Source organism: Renibacterium salmoninarum ATCC 33209 (assembly GCF_000018885.1).
In the GTDB taxonomy this organism is placed as follows: Bacteria; Actinomycetota; Actinomycetes; order Actinomycetales; family Micrococcaceae; genus Renibacterium; species Renibacterium salmoninarum.
Window position 1 is genome coordinate 3,060,588 of record NC_010168.1, and the last position, 16,890, is coordinate 3,077,477.

The following is a 16,890-nucleotide window of genomic DNA, read 5'->3' on the forward strand; positions in this document are numbered from 1 at the left end:
CGGGAGATCACGTTTTGCCACGAATCACGCCGCACATTTCCTTGGAGCCGTTTGGTGCGCCAAATCCTTTACAGGAGTACTACGAGTCGCTAGCGCGGGTTGATTTGCCTGCGGAACCTGACGAGATAGAGGTTTTGCCAGGACACGAGTATCGATTTAGCGGTTTACATGAGCGAATCGCGGAGATTGTGGCGCACACAGATCAACGCTCCGCTGAAGTTCGGCGGGTACTCAGTAACAATAATCCGGTAAATGTTTGGGAAGTTGCCCGTTCGCTGACTTGGTCTCGGGGCTGGGAGTCTTTGGCTGGATTTACCTTGCGGCTTGCGCTGGCTGAGACCGCCAGCCATTTGGTCTATTTGCGCTCCCAAGGAGTTGCGGTCAATATCGAGGCGCTGGAGGCGGACAGCCGAGGTTGATTAGCTGTCGCACTATGATCGTGAACTATGAAGGTAACGATCCTTGACGACTATTTCGATACGCTTCGAAACCTGCCCTGTTTCAGTAAACTTTCGGCGCACGAAGTCACGGTGTGGTAAGACCACGTCCAAGATGTCGATCAGCTTTCTGAACGGCTAAAAGAGACAGAAGCTTTGGTCTTGATTCGGTAGCGGACCAAGATTGACGCCGCACTTTTGGACAAACTGCCAGCATTGAAACTGATAAGTCAGCGCAGCGTTTACCCACACGTCGACGTCGATGCATGTACCCGCAATGGCGTCCTACTTTCCTCGAATATGCACTCGGATACGCCGCAGCGGAACTTAGCTGGGCGCTCATCTTGGCGAGCGCGCGACAGATCCCACAACAAGTTGCATCGCTCAAAGCCGGTGCTTGGCAAATGGGTGTTGGACGTGCCTTGCGTGGGCGGACGCTCGGGATTTTTGGTTACGGCAGGATCGGCAAAGTAGTTGCCGGTTACGGTCGAGCCTTCGGGATGAAAGTGCTTATCTGGGGTCGAGAAAACTCCTTGAATCGCCCCGGTGTGTCCGGAGGGTTTCTCAGACGATGAGCCTGTCGGCGGCTGCCGTGCTCTGGTAGTGATTGTAGTAGTGGTTTTCTAGCTCTACTGGTGGGATGTCTCCGCAGTACTGGTAGAGCCTTCGGTGGTTGTACCAATCGACCCATTCAGCGGTGCCGATTTCGACTTCTTCTAGAGTCCGCCAGGGCTTGCCGGGTTTGATCAGCTCGGTCTTATAAAGCCCGTTGATGGTTTCCGCCAAGACGTTGTCGTAACTATCACCCACAGAACCGATCGAGGGGCGGATACCGGCCTGGGCCAGGCGTTCGGTGAAGGCCAAGGAGGCGTATTGAGCCCCGGCATCGTGATGATGAATCACCCCGGAAATCTCAGCCCCGGCCCGTTCACGACTCCAGATTGCCTGATTAACTGCGTTGAGCACTAGCACGGTGTTCATAGAAGCACTCGCTGACCAGCCCAGGATCCTCCGAGAGTAAGCATCGATCACGAAGGCAACATAGACCCACCCGGACCAGGTCGAAACATAGGTGAAATCAGCTACCCATAGCCGATCCGGTGCCGTTGGTGTGAAATCACGGCGGACCAAGTCCTTCGCTCGGGCCGCCTTCGAGTCTTTGATCGTGGTGCGTTTGACCTTGCCACGGACCGCACCCTGTATGCCAAGTAACCCCATGAGCCGTTCTACCGTGCACCTGGCCACCGGCACACCTTCACGGTTCATCGCCAACCAGACTTTCCTGGTGCCGTAAACCCCGTAATTAGCGGCATACACCTTCTGGATCACGGGCTTGAGCACCTCATCACGTTGTTCTCGGTGAGATCGTGTTTTATCCACCCATTCGTAGTACGTGGGACGGGGTGGTCTTCACCCCGTCCCAGTAAGCACCTGGCAGATCGACTCGACACCCCACCGCAATCCATTATTCTCGCGGTGACCGGCATGGTCCTTGATGTATTTCACGATCAGTGTTGTGGCGGTCGAGTTCGACCGCGACAAAAGCTGAAGCACTCCGAAGGATCGCGTTCGCCCGTTTCAGCTCAGCGTTCTCACGCCGTAACCGTTTCAGCTCGGCCGATTCCGTGCTCGTTGTTCCAGTTCTAGTACCAACATCGATCTCGGCTTGCCGGACCCATTTACGCACCGTTTCCGGCACACCCACACCCAAAAGCTGGGCAACTTTTTGCATCGCCGCCCACTCCGAAGACGCACCCTCCATCTCCGCCACCATGCGCACCGCACGATCCTTCAACTCCTGCGGATACCGTGTCGTAGTTTTCCCTGCCATGTCCTGATCCTCTCAAACAAGAAAGTCTCCGGACACACCGGGGCGATTCAGCTAGCCACTTACGTGCTGCCGCGGGTGCTGCAGACGACGGCGTGGAAAGAGATGGGGCGACGACTGCGAATTCGGGTCGGCGAACCGCCACAAACGGTGCACGGACTGCGCCAAGGTGGTGAGCTAGATATTGCTCTGGTGTACCAAATGGGCCAGAGCGGCTTGGCCTGGCCACACACTCTGCACCGGCAATGGGTCGGTGACGATTTGTTCAAAGTCGTCTTACCGCGCGGCTGGGGAATGAGCGATGGCGCTCGAATGTCCGCCACGCAGCTCACCGAAATGCCCTGGATCATGCACCACCCTGGCACCTCAGATGCCACCGTAATCGAACGGCTTTTTGCCTCGTGCAATCTGCACCCGCAAGTAGTCGCTTATAGCGATGATTTCAACGCAAGCCTGGCTTTGACCGGCGCAGGGCTAGGCGCTTCGCTGGTTCCTGAACTAGTGCTGCGAAATAGTCGCGAAAAGTTTGTGGTGGTTGACGTACCAGAAATTCGGCTAGCCAGAAGAATCTTTGCGCTCCGAATGCAGGAAAACTCGCAAGATCAAGGTTCCGCAAATACCGATAATTCAGACGAAACCGTGGCCGGACTATTCGTTGATCTGCTTGCTAATGCCTTTGCGGAGGCGGTTGCTGATTGACGCCTCCGCAGCGGGAACGCTATTTACCAGCCGGCGCAATCACCTTGGTGATGACCTGATGTTTTACCCCGTTGAATGGCGGGTAGATCATTTTCATGGTGTCCGGCTTAAGCGGCTTATCTAAAATTGCCTTCCGGTGCGTGAAGACATCAATCGAGTTTCGGCCGTGGTAGGCGCCCATCCCACTGGGTCCGACGCCGCCGAAAGGCAGGCCCGGGACCAAGAGGTGCGCGGCTGGTACCGAGAAACACAGCGCTCCCGAAGAGGTGCGTTCGGTAAAGTTTTTCCGAGTGGCCTTATTCTCGCTAAACACATAGAGCGCAAGCGGCTTATCTCGTTCGTTGATAAAAGAAAGAGCCGCCTCTTCATCGGCAACCTCGACGATGGGCAAGATCGGTCCAAAGATCTCTTCTTTCATCACACCATCGTCAGCTGTTGCCCGAACCACGGTTGGTGCTAGATACAGATCGTCTTCTTCAGACTGACCGCCAGTAACAACGTCCAATCCCTTCAGCAGACCGGTCAGCCTGCCGAAATGTCTGCCGTTGATGATTCGCCCATAGTCCGAGCTCTTTCGCGGATCGCGGTCAAACAGTCCTTATAATCGCCTCGGGAAGGACCTTTGCCAAGTTCGCTGCCACTGCGGGAGTAGCTAAAACATAATCTGGTGCCACACAGGTTTGGCCAGCCTTGAGATATTTTCCCCAAGCCAGTCGTTGTGCTGCAGCTTTCAAATCGACAGAATCGTCAAGATAAACGGGCGATTTCCCACCCAGCTCTAAGGTGACCGGAGTCAGGTATTCCGCAGCAGCTCGCATGATGACCTTTGCCACCTGGCCATTGCCGGTATAGAAAATATGGTCGAATCGCTCCGCCAGCAATTCGGTAGTTTCAGGCACGCCGCCTTCAACAACCTGAACGACGTCGCCCAAGTATTCCGGAATCCAGCGCGCCAATGCCGCTGAAGTTGCCGGCGCCAACTCACTTGGCTTCAAAACTACGGTGTTCCCACCAGCAAGCGCCCCCATCACGGGTACTAATGAGAGCTGTACCGGGTAGTTCCACGGCGCGATGACTAGTACTACGCCCAGCGGATCCCGAACAATTTTGGCGCTAGCTGGCATCAACGAAAGCGGAACGGAAGCCCGCTCAGGAGCTAACCACTTGCGTAAATGCTTGGCAGTATGAGTAATTTCATTGCAAACAAAGCCAATCTCGGTCATCCAGGCTTCATCGGGGTGTTTGCGTAGATCTTGCGCCAGCGCTTCAGTGAACTCCCCCGTGCGCTCCACCAACATTCGACGCATCGCGTCCAATCGTGCCAGCTGAACATCGATATCCAGGCCTTCGCCGGTTTCGAATTGTTTCCGTGCCATGCTCACAGCGTCATTGCTCATGGAGCCAACTTACCCGCCAGTAACATATTTTGAAAGCACTTAACCTGGGTGAATTCTGGGACTTTTCTCGGCGAAGACCGGACGGTCGGCGAAGTTAAACTGAGGGCGGGGACCCTCGCCAATCCTAGGATGACGAAAATCCCCGCCCACGGCGGCTCAGTTCTAGCCCGTTAGCTAACTCAGAGCAATTGGGCTCGGACTTCGCGAGTTGCTGCCACTAGATTCCGCAGCGACTCTTCCGTCTCTAAATATCCTCGGGTCTTCAGACCACAATCAGGGTTCACCCAAAGTTGGCGGGCCGGAACATGCGCAACTGCAGTCTGCAAAAGTTCGGCAACTTCAACTTGTCCTGGCACACGCGGGGAACGAATATCGTAGACACCCGGCCCAACGCCACGGCCAAAGCCATGCGTCTCCAGATCATTAACAACTTCCATCCGGGACCGCGCTGCCTCAATCGAGGTGACATCCGCATCCAAACCATCAATGGCGTCGATAATGACGCCAAAATCGGAATAACACAGGTGCGTGTGGATCTGGGTACCGCTAGCTGCACCAGAAGTGGCCAAATGGAACGCCTTAACTGACCAGTCCAAATAGCTCGGTTGTTCGGCTTTACGCAACGGCAGAAGTTCACGAAGTGCTGGCTCATCAACTTGAATGATCTTGATACCGGCAACTTCCAGGTCAGCAATTTCATCGCGTAAGGCGAGAGCCACCTGGTTGGCTGTTTCCTTCAGCGGCTGATCATCTCGAACAAATGACCAAGCCAGAATGGTTACGGGACCGGTCAGCATGCCCTTCATTGGCTTCGAGGTGAGCGACTGCGCGAATGCCGCCCACTCAACGGTGATCGCAGAGCTACGGGTTACGTCGCCCCAAAGAATTGACGGTCGGGTATAACGGCTGCCATAGGACTGGACCCAGCCATGCACTGTGACGTCGAAGCCGTCTAGATTCTCCGCGAAGTACTGCACCATATCGTTGCGCTCAGGCTCGCCATGTACCAGAACATCAAAGCCCAAGTCCTCCTGCAGCTCGACCACGCGGCGTATTTCATCCTGCATGAGCTGCCGGTAGTCGTTCTGGCTGAGCTCACCTTTAATAGCTCTAGCACGAGCTGAACGAATTTCGCTGGTCTGTGGGAATGAGCCGATCGTCGTCGTCGGAAGCGGCGGCAACTGCAGCTCCTCCTGCTGGGTGGCTGCGCGTCGGGCGTATTCATCGCGACTGAAATCCGCTTCGGTCAAAGCCGCAGTGCGCTCCCGAACCTCCCGGCGTCGAACGCCGGCCGCTTCGCTCCGCGAGGCAATGATTCTGCTTGCTTCGGCAATCGCCGGAGCTGCTTTGGCGGGATCCTGTAAGTAGCCAGCTAAGGTGGCAACCTCTTCAGCCTTCTGATCTGCAAAGGCCAGCCAGCTGCTCAATTGCGCATCCAGCTGAATCTCTTCAGCGGCGTCATGCGGCACATGGAAAGCAGAGGTCGACGTCGAGACGGCCACCTCAATACCCGCAGTTTTGAGCGCGTCGAGCTTCGCGGCCGAAGCCGCTAAGTCATTCCGCCAGATATTCTGTCCGTCAACCAGCCCGGCGACCAACGTCTTACCGGCCAAGGCGCTGGCGAGCCCGGACAGGTCTTGCGGAAGATCGCCTTTGAATAGATCAATGTGGAGCGCATCAATCGGCGCTGCCGCAACGGTATTCAGCAAGCCACCTAGCGTGCCATAAGGCGTGCTGACAAGAATTTGCGGCCGCTGAGCTGCCGCGCCGAGTACCTCGTACGCCCGGCTGAATGCAGCGCCCAGTTCGTCTTCGCTGAGTGCACCGTCAACCACCAGAGCTGGTTCATCGAGCTGAATCCAGGAGGCACCTGCCGAGGCGAGGCTTGCCAAAATCTGGGCATAGACCGGCAAAAGTTCATCGAGCTTACTGAGCGGCGAGAATCCTTCGGGTGCACCCTCTTCAGCCTTGCTCAGCAGCAGGAAAGTCACCGGGCCCACCAAATACGGACGGGTTTCAATTCCCTCGGCCAAAACAGTTTCAAAGTCGCGAACGATCTGCCCAGAGCTCAGGGCGAATTCTGTCTGCGGGCCAATTTCTGGTACCAAATAGTGATAGTTGGAATCAAACCATTTGGTCATTTCCAGCGGTTGTTGCTCCTTGTTACCGCGCGCCAAGGTGAAATATCCGTCTAGACCAAGCTGCCCATTCGCGTCCAACAAATTGCCAAACCGTTCGGGCACGGCATTGACATGAGCGGCAGCGTCAAGGACCTGGTCGTAGTAAAAAGGTGCCGGGAACGGCAGCAGCATCTTTAAGTCCAAGCGACTCGAGACGCTTCGCCGTGGACAGTTGAATTGTCTGAGCCACCGAGTTGAGCTGATTCAAATCGGCACGGCCAGCCCAATAGGCTTCGACCGCCTTTTTAAGTTCGCGGCGCGGCCCAATCCTCGGGTATCCGAGTAACGAAGCAGCGGGAAATGCAGTCTTTTCAGTCATAATGATTCCTTTGTGATCTTCGGCTGAGAGCTCAGTTGGTACGGCTGAAGTGACGCAGCCGCCCTGCCGGTCGAGTTGGGCGGAGTAAATTGAGGTTGTCCAACACATCAAGCGCGGCCTGGTGCTGGTTGAAGGTATAAAGATGGATGCCTGGGGCGCCGGCATCGAGCGCAGCATTGGCCAGTTTGACTGTTGCTTGGACACCAACTCGGCGACGTTCACTATCGCTACTCGCTGACGCCAGCGAAGCCATCAGCTCAGGCGCTGGTTCCACGCCAGTCAGCTGGCCCAGCCGTTCTAACCTGCGCAAACTGGTAAACGGCATCACCCCAGGAATAATCGGAATGCTTACGCCGGCGCGGCGCGCTCGCATGACTAGATCTGCGTACTGTTCCGCATGAAAGAACACTTGCGTAATCGCAAAATCGGCCCCAGAACGCTGTTTCGCCAGCAGCACTTCAATATCGTGCCGTTCACTCGGCGACTCAGGGTGCTTGGCCGGATAGGCCGCCACACCAATGGCAACCTTGCCGGCCGCCAGCATCGCAGATCGGCGTTGCTCAACCCGACGCACTAATTCTATCAAATCTTGTGCGTAATTTAGGGCGCCGGTTGGGTGTGCCTCTGATTCTTCGGCGGGCTTGTCTCCACGCAAAGCAAGAATGCCGCGCACGCCGTGTTCCAGCAGATCGGTAATGATTGCTGCAAGCTGATCTGCGGTGTTTCCAATGCAGGTCAAATGTGCCAGCGGTCGTAACGAAGTTTCTTATAATAACCATATGCAGCAGCTCGACCGCGGTATCCCGATTGGAGCCGGAAGCACCATAAGTTACCGAAACATAGTCCGGGTTTGTGCTTTCAAGCTCGCGAATCGTTGTCCAGAGATCTTCGGTGGCCGCTTCGCTGCGTGGCGGGAACAATTCATAAGAAAGTGCGATTGGTGCGCTCTGCTGTGCGGCATTTTGCGCAGATTCTAAAGGGTCGGTAATAGCGCTCGGTGGGGACATTTGCTGACCTTGGTCTTTACGCCGGCTAAGTCACCGGCAGACATTATCGGGACAACAGCACGCCACGCCGTCAGCAAATATTGGCAAAACGGCAGCTGTGCTGTGCAAATGTCAGGCCCAGATGGAGGTACCCACACCCTCATATTTCTGAGGATCGCTGACATGTTACGTTCAGTAACTTGCCTCTACTGTAGGAAAACTCAGCAATCCAGGCAAATCCGCACGCAATATTGCGCCGAATTAAGTCATAAAGAACTGCGACTAGCCAGCCAAAAATACGGCTTAGGCCGCGTGAATTCCAATAAAACCGAATAAAGCAATGATTGGCGCCACGCCCTGGATCAACACTGGCACAATAAAGCCAGGTTTACTGATTAAAAGAACGACGGCGGCTACGACCATGGTGAACGAAGCAGCAGCGACTAGTCCAGCTCCAAACAAAACGCTGGCACCGTTACCGGTACAAAGCAGTATTGCGCCAACAAGATTCGCGGCAGCAAGCGCTAAATTGTAGTAACCCTGGTTGAAAGCCATCGGGGCAAGGACTTCGGCCTCAGCCTGATCATTGACGCCAAACCGCTTCCAAGCAGCATGCTGCCGCCAACGAACAGACTCAATCAGCCAGAAAAAGCAATGAATCGATGCGGCGATAATTGCAAAAATTACCGTGATCCACGGCAGCGTCATCGTTGTCATGGGCCAACTCCATGCCTCAAGGTAATGATTTTTCACCATTGCTTGCCGTTGGGATCAAAAGGCGGCAGGTTTCCCGCATCGCCACCAATTTGTTGACCGTCGTTGCGATCTTGTTGCGCGCCTTGATTTTGTTTATTTAGCTGATCAAGTTTGGATGAATCCGATGATGGGGAAGGGCTTTGATCGCCCGGAGTTTGATTTGGCTGCCCTTGAGCTTGGCTACCTTTGGACTTCTCCTCCAATCGCCCCTTTGAATCTTGCAGCTTCTCCCCCTCCCCTTGCTGCTTGCCGTTGCTGCCCTTCTGGAAGCATCCTTGTGGCGCGTCGGCAGCTATCTTGACGCCGCCGTCGTAAAGCGCTTTCGCGGCAGTAGGATCTGCCGAGGCCTGTTTTGCATCGCCAAGTTTTTCCAAGGTGAGAACTAAGTTGACGCGTACTTTGCAAGACTCATCTGCAGATGCCAAAGATAGCGCCTGCTCAAACTGGGTTCGTGCTGACGCGAAATCTCCACTAAGCACATAGCCATCACCATCGTTGAACCAAGCTTTATAGGGTTCGATGACATTGACTACTTTCAGCACGCCGGCTGCCGCGTGGACGCCCGCTGCATCATTTTTTAGAAAAGCAGAATTCGCTTGCACTGAGGCAATCTGCACACTAAACAATTTCGCAGCCACCAAAAGCGCAATGATGGCAAACGGCAGCAGCCAAAAAATCAATTTTCGCCGACGAGCTAAGCGCGCATCGCCTTCCTGGCCCTCGTCTGGGCCAGGAAGAGCCCCGGCTTCTACCGCAGGTGGAATCGGTGGAGCGTAAGAATTGCTCATCGAGAATTTTCCTCCTGTCTCCGGGAAAACGGCCATAACTTCGTCTTGAAGCCTCGTGGAGCGAGCGTACGCCATTCCCGGATTGAATCGAATAGTTCCCAGCCGGCCAGCGCAAGAATTCCGATGGCTAACATCCGATACAACTCGAATTGCGCCTGCACATTGCTACTGCAATCAATGGTCAATGAACCTGAATTGACCCCACCCAGCGCAGCATCTATGTCATCTCCAGCATTACGGTGAACGTAGTTGACCTCGATTTGCTTTGCAATACTGGACAGCATCCCTTCATCAATTTTCGAAACCGCTGCGCCACCCGTCGAATAATCTTGGATGTATCCCGGGCCAAGACTTCCGGAAAGTCCAGTATTCTGCTTCATCTTGCCGCCCTGCGCAGTGCCGTAGCCTAGTACTGCGCCACCTGAGATCAGGCCCGGTGGAATCTCGAACGGTTCCGGTTGACTATTTGCGGTTTGCTCGCCATCACCGAGGTAATAAACGACACGCGCCCGGTTTGGGTGGGTTTGTTGCGCAGCTTGAAGACGACTTACTAAGACCTGACGTGCTTGGGTTACCGAGGACCCTCGGGAGTACAAGGTGATTTCGGGCCCCAGCGTTTGCAAACTATTTTCCAGCGCATTGGTATCGCTGGTGAGCGGCAATCGCACGGCGGCGTCTTTGTCAAAGGTGATCATCGAAAAATAGGCGCCAGGCAACTTCGAGGAAATCGCTTGTACATCGGCTTTGACGCCAGACAAACGAGGTTGTGCATTGCCATAATCCTCGGCAACTACTGAGCTCGTGGTGTCGACAACAAACACCACGTCCAGCTGAGCGGCTGCGGAACTCACATTGGCGCCGCCTAGACCGGGCCGCAACAGCGCTGCCATCAGGAGAAAAGCGATTGCGGCCCGGCGGAACCAGCGAAGTTTCTCACCGGATCGGGGCGCAAGACGAGTGCCTTTCGATCTGGAGTACCCCGGTCGCCCGAAGGCGAACCAAACACAGCCATAGATGAGGACTGCGGCGACCGCGATGATGAGCCACCAAGGAAACACCGGTGCAAAGCTCATCGACTCAACCGCCAAGCGGCCAAGAGAAGGCCTAGTAGGCCCAAGCCTGCGACACTCAGCCAAAGTTCCGGTCGATCCCTGGCAACGATCTGAGCCATGCCCTGAGATTTTGTGGTTTCGGTCGCCTGCACTTTATTCACAATGTCTTTCGCTGCCGCGTCATCGGCTAGAACATAGTAGTTTCCGCCAGTGGACTCGACTGCGGCTCGCATTTGTTTTGCTGCGGCACCCTTGGCGCCAGCCACGTCAGAGCCGTTTGGGTTAATTCCATAAACCCTTATCGAGTTCTTCGTGGCCAGACCAGCAGCATCAGTTAGCGAAAAAAGCGGCTTGCCTAAGAGAACGTTATCGGTAGCAAAGACGATTGAACGGGAGCGTTGCTCGGCACCAAGTTTCGGGAAACTGTTGACACAAGTGGCCAGGCCGTCGCCAATAAGCGAAGAACCTCGACCGCTATAGGTACCGCCAAAGAACCCCGTATCGTCACTTTGATCAGTCATTGCCTTCAACGCAACGTTGAGCTCGTCTTTGATGTAGCCATAATCTTCGGTCAGCGGGAAAACTTGCACCGCGGTCGAATCAAAAATGACCAGCCCAAGTCGCTCACCATGAAATTCTTGCGCCAAGTTTGCAAAGACATCAACAATCTTTGCGTCGGTATCTACCATCGAACCAGAAACATCCAGGCATAACATGATGTCTCGATTATTCTGCTCTGGGCGATTCGCATTTTGCTCGGCTGGCCTGCTCGCAGCCAGCAAGGCTCCGACGCTCAAGGCGAGCACCGAAACGATGCCCACAATCGACCAAAGCCGTCTCCTAGCAAGTGCTTTTGCTTAACCAGGCAACGCAGTCAGACGCTCGGCGTGCGCTACTGGCAGTCGATCCGGCGCCTGCCGTAGTCGTCGCCAAGCAAAAAATATCAGTATTGCTAGAAACACCAGGCCTACCGGCAACAGCCACCAAAAGACTAGGACCATCTCTGAACCACCTGCCGGGCCACAAAGACCGAATGGTCCAAAGTCTGCGTTGAGTACACGCCAAACTCGGCTGGATAAAACAAGGCCACGGCATCGCCGACCATCGGCATGCCGGTGGCGTTCAACTCGGCAAGTGTCATTTTGTCCGCTGAAACTCCAGTGACCGCCTGCGCGAATCCTCGCACAACAAGGCTCAACCCCTGATGTGCTGACCTGGCATCAAAGTGTCCGGCACGGTAGCCCGCTTCGATCCGATCAATTTGACCAAGATATTTCGCTCGGGCTGATGGCAATTTTCGTGGCGGTAACGGATAAGGACCGGCCAAAGCTGGCTTCCTGGTCAAATAGAAGATCCAAATAAATCCGCCAACCACCGCCAGAAAAATTACCAAAGCTAGCGCTACCCAGATCGGCGCATAACCCTGCGGAGGGAAAAAGCCACCACTATCGCCCTGCACGCCGGTGCCTCTCCAACAATCGAAATATCGCCGGCAATACATCATCTTCTTCGCCGAGCCACTCCGCGGAAATTCCTTCTTGGCGAAGAAGCGCGGAAATCTCCTGTTTTCGTGCGTGAACTGCGGAACTGTATTCAGCCGCCAGCTTAGGGTCGTGGGTCAAAAGCGAAATTACTGGATCCGACGCTTCGACGTCGAAAGTCTCGTTAGCTAAGGCCAGCCCCTGCGCTAAGTCAGCATCTTCCAAAACCAACCACAAAATCTCGTGCTGTGCACGCAACCGGCGTAGCATTTTTGCCATTTCTGGCGCCACCGGATGGTCATCGGCAACAACGAATATTAGTCACCGCGTGCTGACATGTTGCGCAATATAGTTCAGCTGTGCCAGCAAATCGGACCGACCCGATTCAAGGCTGGTCTGGGCGTTCACGGTCTACAACAACGATTCCAGATGACCTTCGCTGCTACGTGGCTCAACTGCCGCCGTGCTTTCGTTGTCACCGTAAACCAATCCCACACGGTCACCATGCTGAAGCGCCAAGTACCCAATGACTCCCATGGCCAAAACCATGATGTCTTTTTTATAAGCACCGTTGCGCGACACCGCGGCCATATTGCGTCCAGTGTCCGCAACGAGGAGCACCGTCTGCTTTCGCACCGCGACGTACCGCTTGATCAGGGGCGAGCCGTGCCGCGCTGAGGCTTTCCAGTCAATATCCCGGACCTCGTCGCCAGGCACATAAGCGCGCAAGTCATCGAAGTCCAAACTACGGCCGCGAAATATTGCCGCGTACTCACCATCTAACATCCCGCGCGCTCGGCGATGCGCGAAGATAAACATCTTCGACTTCACCTTTTGCAGCAAAGTAGCCATCAGCGCCTACGGGGTTTGTACGGAGCCAAGCACCGCTTCAATGATGGTTTCAACGGCTACTTGCTCAGCTACCGCGGCAAAGCCAAGAATGATGCGGTGCCGCAGTACTCGGGCGGCTAGGCTCTTGACGTCTTCCGGAAGAACATGGTCTCGCCCATCCAATAGGGCCACCGCCCGGGCTGCCTGCGAGAAGGCTATCGAGGCACGCGGGCTAGCACCGAATTCGATGAACTCTGCAAGCTTCGGATCAATGTACTGCTCTGCATGTCGGGTGACGTAGACAAGGCCCACGATGTAGCGCACGATGGCCGGGTCGATGTAAACCCGCTGGGTCAAAGCTTGTAGGCGACGTACGTCGTCGAGACTCGCGACCGCGGTTGGCTTCGATTCGGCCAGGAAGACGCCAGCATCAATACGGCGAAGCACTTCAGCTTCTTCAGCCGGCGACGGATAATCTAGAACATCTTTGAGCATGAACCGGTCCATTTGAGCCTCCGGCAGCTGATAGGTGCCCTCTTGCTCAATCGGGTTTTGGTTAGCCAGGACAAGAAATGGATCTGGAAGTGGGTAGACCACGCCGCCAATACTGGTCTGGCGTTCCTGCATGGCTTCCAACATCGCGCTTTGGGTTTTGGCACTTGAGCGATTAATTTCGTCCAAAAGCACCAGGTTTGCGTGAACCGGGCCCAACTGAGTGTTGAACACTCCCTTGCTGGCGTCGTAGATCTGAGTTCCGACAATGTCACTTGGCAACAAATCAGGAGTGCATTGGATTCGGTGGAACTGCGCGCTGACGGTATCTGCGAGCGTTTGCGCTGCGGTGGTCTTCGCCAGCCCCGGCACACTCTCAAGTAGCACGTGTCCGCCAGTCATCAGGCCGATCAGCAACGTTTCGCGAAGCCGCACCTGGCCAACGACCTTCGACTCGAAACTGCGCGAAATTCCAGCCAAAAGCGCCTGCGCCCCTCGAAGGTCGTTCGGATCAATTCGCGCTGCGGCGGTCATCTGGTTCATTCGCGGCTCCACTACTTTCCTTTAGATAAGAGTCGGTTCTTATCCAATCCAATCATGCGATTCTGTGCAATGGGCAGATGTACCCATCGCTTGCCTACCCATCATGGAGCGAGCGAGATAGCCTGACATCCATGACTAGCCTGCTCAACTCGGATCTACCGTCTTATACCTCTGGAATCTCTGATCAGGAGTGAATTGGCGAGACTATTGGTGCCAATTTCAGTCGGATCGTGCGCGAACATCCTGATCGAGAAGCGCTTATTGATTTAGCAACGCAACGTCGTTGGAGCTATTTTGAGCTTCAATCCGCTGTTGACGAATTAGCGCTCGGACTTTTGGCTCGAGGTATTGCGAAAGGCGATCGGGTTGGCATCTGGGCAGTTAACTGTACCGAATGGGTCATTACCCAATACGCAACCGCGAAAATTGGCGCCATCCTAGTCAATGTCAATCCGTCATACCGGCAACACGAACTGGCCTTTGCCATTAAGCAATCCGGCATGCGAATGATTATTGCGCAGATCGAGTTCAAAGCTTCGGCCTTTCGCGAACTCATTAAAGCGGTCCGGAGCGAGTGCCCGGAGCTTACCGAGGCAATATTTATCTCGGACCCCAGTTGGGAAGATCTTATTGCCGCTGGGCGTCATGTGCCGGCGTCTGTGCTGGCCGAGCGAATGGCACAGCTGTCCCCCGATGACCCAATCAATATTCAGTACACCTCTGGCACCACCGGATATCCCAAAGGCGCGACGCTAAGCCATCACAACATTTTGAATAACGGTTTTTTGTCACCGAAACCATCCGACTGACCGAACAGGACAAAATCTGTGTGCCGGTGCCGTTCTATCACTGCTTCGGAATGGTGATGTGCCACTTGGGCGCAACCAGCCATGGCGCAGCAATTGTCATCCCGGCCCCGGCCTTCGATCCGGAACGCACCTTAGCTGCGGTTGAGACAGAGAAGTGCACGGCACTTTACGGCGTTCCGACCATGTTCATCGCCGAGCAAAATCTACCAAATTTCAAGGACTACGATCTTTCCAGCTTGCGAACGGGAATTATGGCTGGTTCGCCGTGCCCAGTCGAAGTGATGAAGCGTTGTATGACCGAAATGCATATGGCAGAAGTATCCATCGCCTATGGGATGACGGACACCTCACCTGTTTCAACTCAGACTCGACCGGAAGACGACGTCGAACGGCGCACTGCCAGCGTCGGCAGGGTCCATCCGCATCTTGAGGTCAAGGTGATTGATCCCACTACGGGTCTGACTGTTCCCCGCGATACTCCGGGAGAACTGTGCACTCGTGGCTATTCGGTGATGCTTGGATACTGGAATGACCCGGCAAAATCGGGTGAGGCAATCGACGCCGCACGTTGGATGCATACTGGCGATCTGGCTGAAATGCGCGGGGATGGCTATCTCAACATTTTTGGAAGAATCAAGGACATGGTGATCCGCGGTGGCGAGAACCTTTATCCACGCGAAATTGAGGAGTTTCTTTATACCCATCCGGATATTGCTGACGTTCAGGTCGTGGGCGTGCCCGATGAAAAGTATGGCGAGGAGCTGTGCGCTTGGATCACCCTGCGAGCTGGTGCCGCTGCCTTAGATCAGACCGAAATTGCTGATTTTTGCTCGGGCAAACTGTCGAAAAACAAGGTTCCACGTTATGTCTTGATCGTGGACAGTTTCCCCATGACGGTTACCGGAAAGGTCCGCAAGATGGACATGCGCGAAACATCGATTGAGCGGCTCGGCTTAAGCACGCACTGATTCCACTCGAGATAGCTAGACGACTTTGGGTTAGCAAGAAGTACCTACTTCTTGCTAACCCAAAGTCGTCTAGCTATCCAAAATCGAGGCTATTGCTCGCTTGCCAGGACTAAGCTCGCTGCATGCGGGCCGAAGGTGTCTTCAAGCACCAGGCAGGCCGCACCCACTGCACCAACATCGCTGCCCACTCCGGTACCAACTACCTCAACCGAGTGCACCTTTGAAGTGGCGCTACGCTCGTTGATTCGCTGTGGGAGTTTAGCCAGGAAAGTCGGCTCAAAATGTTTCCAAAACGGCCCGCCGAAGACGACGTGGTCGACGTCGAGCAGGTTTGCCTGTACCGAAACTGCAGTAGCGAAACGCTCTGCGGCTAGGTCCAAAATTTTCTGTGCCGCAGCATCTCCGGCCAAAGCGGCCTCGGACAGCGCCGCCATTTGTACTTGAAGCGACTTGCCTTTGTTATCCAGCACTGCTTTAAAGCCTGCGGCGGCAGCTTCAGCAACGATATTCTCTGGCATGCAGGTCACCTTCACGCAACCGCGCTTACCGCAATCGCAGTCAGGACCATCGGGGTCGGCAATAATGTGCCCTACTTCACCGGCATTGCCTGAACTGCCCCGGACGACTTCATCGTCCAGCACCAAGCCGCTGCCAATTCCGGTACCGATATAGACGAAGATGAAGCTCCCGCTACCGGAAAGACCGCCTGCCCAGATTTCAGCAACGGCGGCTGCCGTAACGTCTTTGTCCAAAAGTACCGGTAGCTCAACGGCTTTGTGTAGCCGCTCGCGAAGCTCGACTGTGCCCCAGCCCGGCATATGCGGAGGTTCAACAATCGCTCCGGTTGCGCCATCAATCGGCCCCGGCGCGGCGATGCCCAATCCGGCGATCTTGTTTCGTTCAATATTTTGCTCAGATATGATCGATTCGATCTCTTCCGCCATGGCATCAATAGTCTGCTGTGGCTCAGCATCCGGTTGTGTCAAGTGCGTCCGTGTGGTGACTACCGCGCCAGTAAGATCCAGCAGCGCATAGTTCGTTTCCACTGGATCTAAATGCACACCAACCGCGTACATTCCGCCGGGGTTCAGCCGTAAGATAGTTCGAGGCTTACCAGGACCGCTTCCGTATTTTCCGGCCTCAACGATCAGATTCTGGTCCAGCAACCTTCTACAGATGTTTGATACTGTTTGAGCCGCCAATCCGACGATACCGGCCAGCTCTACTCGGCTGAGCCCTTCAGGACTGCGACGAATCGCGTCCAGAATAACCGAAAGATTGAAGTCTCCCATCCGTGGCAGGTTGGTACCGCGTCTGCGTACCA

Annotated in this window: 15 protein-coding genes and 4 pseudogenes; 5 read left to right on the plus strand and 14 right to left on the minus strand. The window is 55.0% G+C overall.

Going from position 1 to position 16,890, the window contains the following annotated elements; genetic code table 11:
* Window positions 1–14 precede the first annotated feature (14 nt).
* Window positions 15–419, plus strand: coding sequence for an MBL fold metallo-hydrolase (locus RSAL33209_RS16705; protein WP_145962102.1), 405 nt, complete (start codon window positions 15–17; stop codon window positions 417–419).
* A gap of 284 nt (window positions 420–703) precedes the next feature.
* Window positions 704–1,012 (plus strand): NAD(P)-dependent oxidoreductase, encoded by a 309-nt coding sequence (locus RSAL33209_RS18285; protein WP_012246785.1) that lies wholly within the window; start codon window positions 704–706, stop codon window positions 1,010–1,012.
* Here RSAL33209_RS18285 and RSAL33209_RS17315 read toward each other — a convergent pair.
* Window positions 1,002–2,268: pseudogene (locus RSAL33209_RS17315) on the minus strand (IS3 family transposase). The gene RSAL33209_RS18285 and the pseudogene RSAL33209_RS17315 overlap by 11 nt on opposite strands.
* Window positions 2,269–2,319: 51 nt before the next feature.
* Between RSAL33209_RS17315 and RSAL33209_RS15160 the strand changes: the two are divergent.
* Window positions 2,320–2,964 (plus strand): annotated as a pseudogene (locus RSAL33209_RS15160) (LysR substrate-binding domain-containing protein); the annotation flags it as partial.
* 19 nt (window positions 2,965–2,983) lie between these two features.
* Here the strand turns inward: RSAL33209_RS15160 and RSAL33209_RS19410 are convergent.
* The 12 genes and pseudogenes from RSAL33209_RS19410 to RSAL33209_RS15210 form a co-directional block, all read right to left on the minus strand.
* Entirely contained in the window at window positions 2,984–3,559 is a 576-nt protein-coding gene (locus tag RSAL33209_RS19410; protein WP_325050147.1) for an aldehyde dehydrogenase family protein, read from the minus strand.
* Entirely contained in the window at window positions 3,552–4,340 is a 789-nt protein-coding gene (locus tag RSAL33209_RS19415; protein ID WP_267895915.1) for an aldehyde dehydrogenase family protein, read from the minus strand. Before RSAL33209_RS19415 ends, RSAL33209_RS19410 begins: the two co-directional genes overlap by 8 nt.
* A gap of 200 nt (window positions 4,341–4,540) precedes the next feature.
* Window positions 4,541–6,860, minus strand: a pseudogene (metE, locus tag RSAL33209_RS15170) (5-methyltetrahydropteroyltriglutamate--homocysteine S-methyltransferase).
* Window positions 6,861–6,891: 31 nt separating this feature from the next.
* Window positions 6,892–7,867, minus strand: a pseudogene (locus RSAL33209_RS15175) (methylenetetrahydrofolate reductase).
* Between the two features lie 282 nt (window positions 7,868–8,149).
* Window positions 8,150–8,563 carry a DUF1304 domain-containing protein gene (locus RSAL33209_RS15180; RefSeq protein WP_233494227.1) on the minus strand — a complete coding sequence of 138 codons (414 nt, stop codon included), beginning with the start codon at window positions 8,561–8,563 and terminating at the stop codon, window positions 8,150–8,152.
* A gap of 32 nt (window positions 8,564–8,595) precedes the next feature.
* A complete protein-coding gene (locus RSAL33209_RS15185) occupies window positions 8,596–9,240 on the minus strand; it encodes a hypothetical protein (protein ID WP_145962103.1) in 645 nt (214 codons plus the stop codon).
* A gap of 146 nt (window positions 9,241–9,386) precedes the next feature.
* Entirely contained in the window at window positions 9,387–10,463 is a 1,077-nt protein-coding gene (locus RSAL33209_RS15190; protein ID WP_012246794.1) for a vWA domain-containing protein, read from the minus strand.
* The gene (locus RSAL33209_RS15195; protein WP_012246795.1) at window positions 10,460–11,263 is read right to left on the minus strand and encodes a vWA domain-containing protein; all 804 of its coding nucleotides are present in this window, start codon (window positions 11,261–11,263) and stop codon (window positions 10,460–10,462) included. Before RSAL33209_RS15195 ends, RSAL33209_RS15190 begins: the two co-directional genes overlap by 4 nt.
* A 170-nt stretch (window positions 11,264–11,433) precedes the next feature.
* Window positions 11,434–11,901, minus strand: coding sequence for a hypothetical protein (locus tag RSAL33209_RS16715; protein WP_049759027.1), 468 nt, complete (start codon window positions 11,899–11,901; stop codon window positions 11,434–11,436).
* On the minus strand, window positions 11,888–12,202 hold the full coding sequence (locus RSAL33209_RS19870; RefSeq protein ID WP_325050075.1) for a hypothetical protein: 315 nt from the start codon (window positions 12,200–12,202) through the stop codon (window positions 11,888–11,890). The genes RSAL33209_RS16715 and RSAL33209_RS19870 overlap by 14 nt, the downstream gene beginning before the upstream one ends.
* 132 nt (window positions 12,203–12,334) lie before the next feature.
* A complete protein-coding gene (locus tag RSAL33209_RS19875; protein ID WP_012246799.1) occupies window positions 12,335–12,775 on the minus strand; it encodes a DUF58 domain-containing protein in 441 nt (146 codons plus the stop codon).
* 6 nt (window positions 12,776–12,781) lie between these two features.
* Window positions 12,782–13,789: an AAA family ATPase gene (locus tag RSAL33209_RS15210; RefSeq protein ID WP_041685954.1), complete on the minus strand. Its 1,008-nt coding sequence runs from the start codon at window positions 13,787–13,789 to the stop codon at window positions 12,782–12,784.
* A 230-nt stretch (window positions 13,790–14,019) separates the two neighbouring features.
* On the opposite strand from RSAL33209_RS15210, the gene RSAL33209_RS19880 reads away from it, so the two are divergent.
* Window positions 14,020–14,598: an AMP-binding protein gene (locus RSAL33209_RS19880; protein WP_012246801.1), complete on the plus strand. Its 579-nt coding sequence runs from the start codon at window positions 14,020–14,022 to the stop codon at window positions 14,596–14,598.
* A 26-nt stretch (window positions 14,599–14,624) separates the two neighbouring features.
* Window positions 14,625–15,566 (plus strand): AMP-binding protein, encoded by a 942-nt coding sequence (locus RSAL33209_RS19885; protein ID WP_325050148.1) that lies wholly within the window; start codon window positions 14,625–14,627, stop codon window positions 15,564–15,566.
* An 89-nt stretch (window positions 15,567–15,655) separates the two neighbouring features.
* Here RSAL33209_RS19885 and RSAL33209_RS15220 read toward each other — a convergent pair whose 3' ends face one another.
* Window positions 15,656–16,858: an ROK family transcriptional regulator gene (locus RSAL33209_RS15220; protein ID WP_041684880.1), complete on the minus strand. Its 1,203-nt coding sequence runs from the start codon at window positions 16,856–16,858 to the stop codon at window positions 15,656–15,658.
* Window positions 16,859–16,890: the final 32 nt, after the last annotated feature.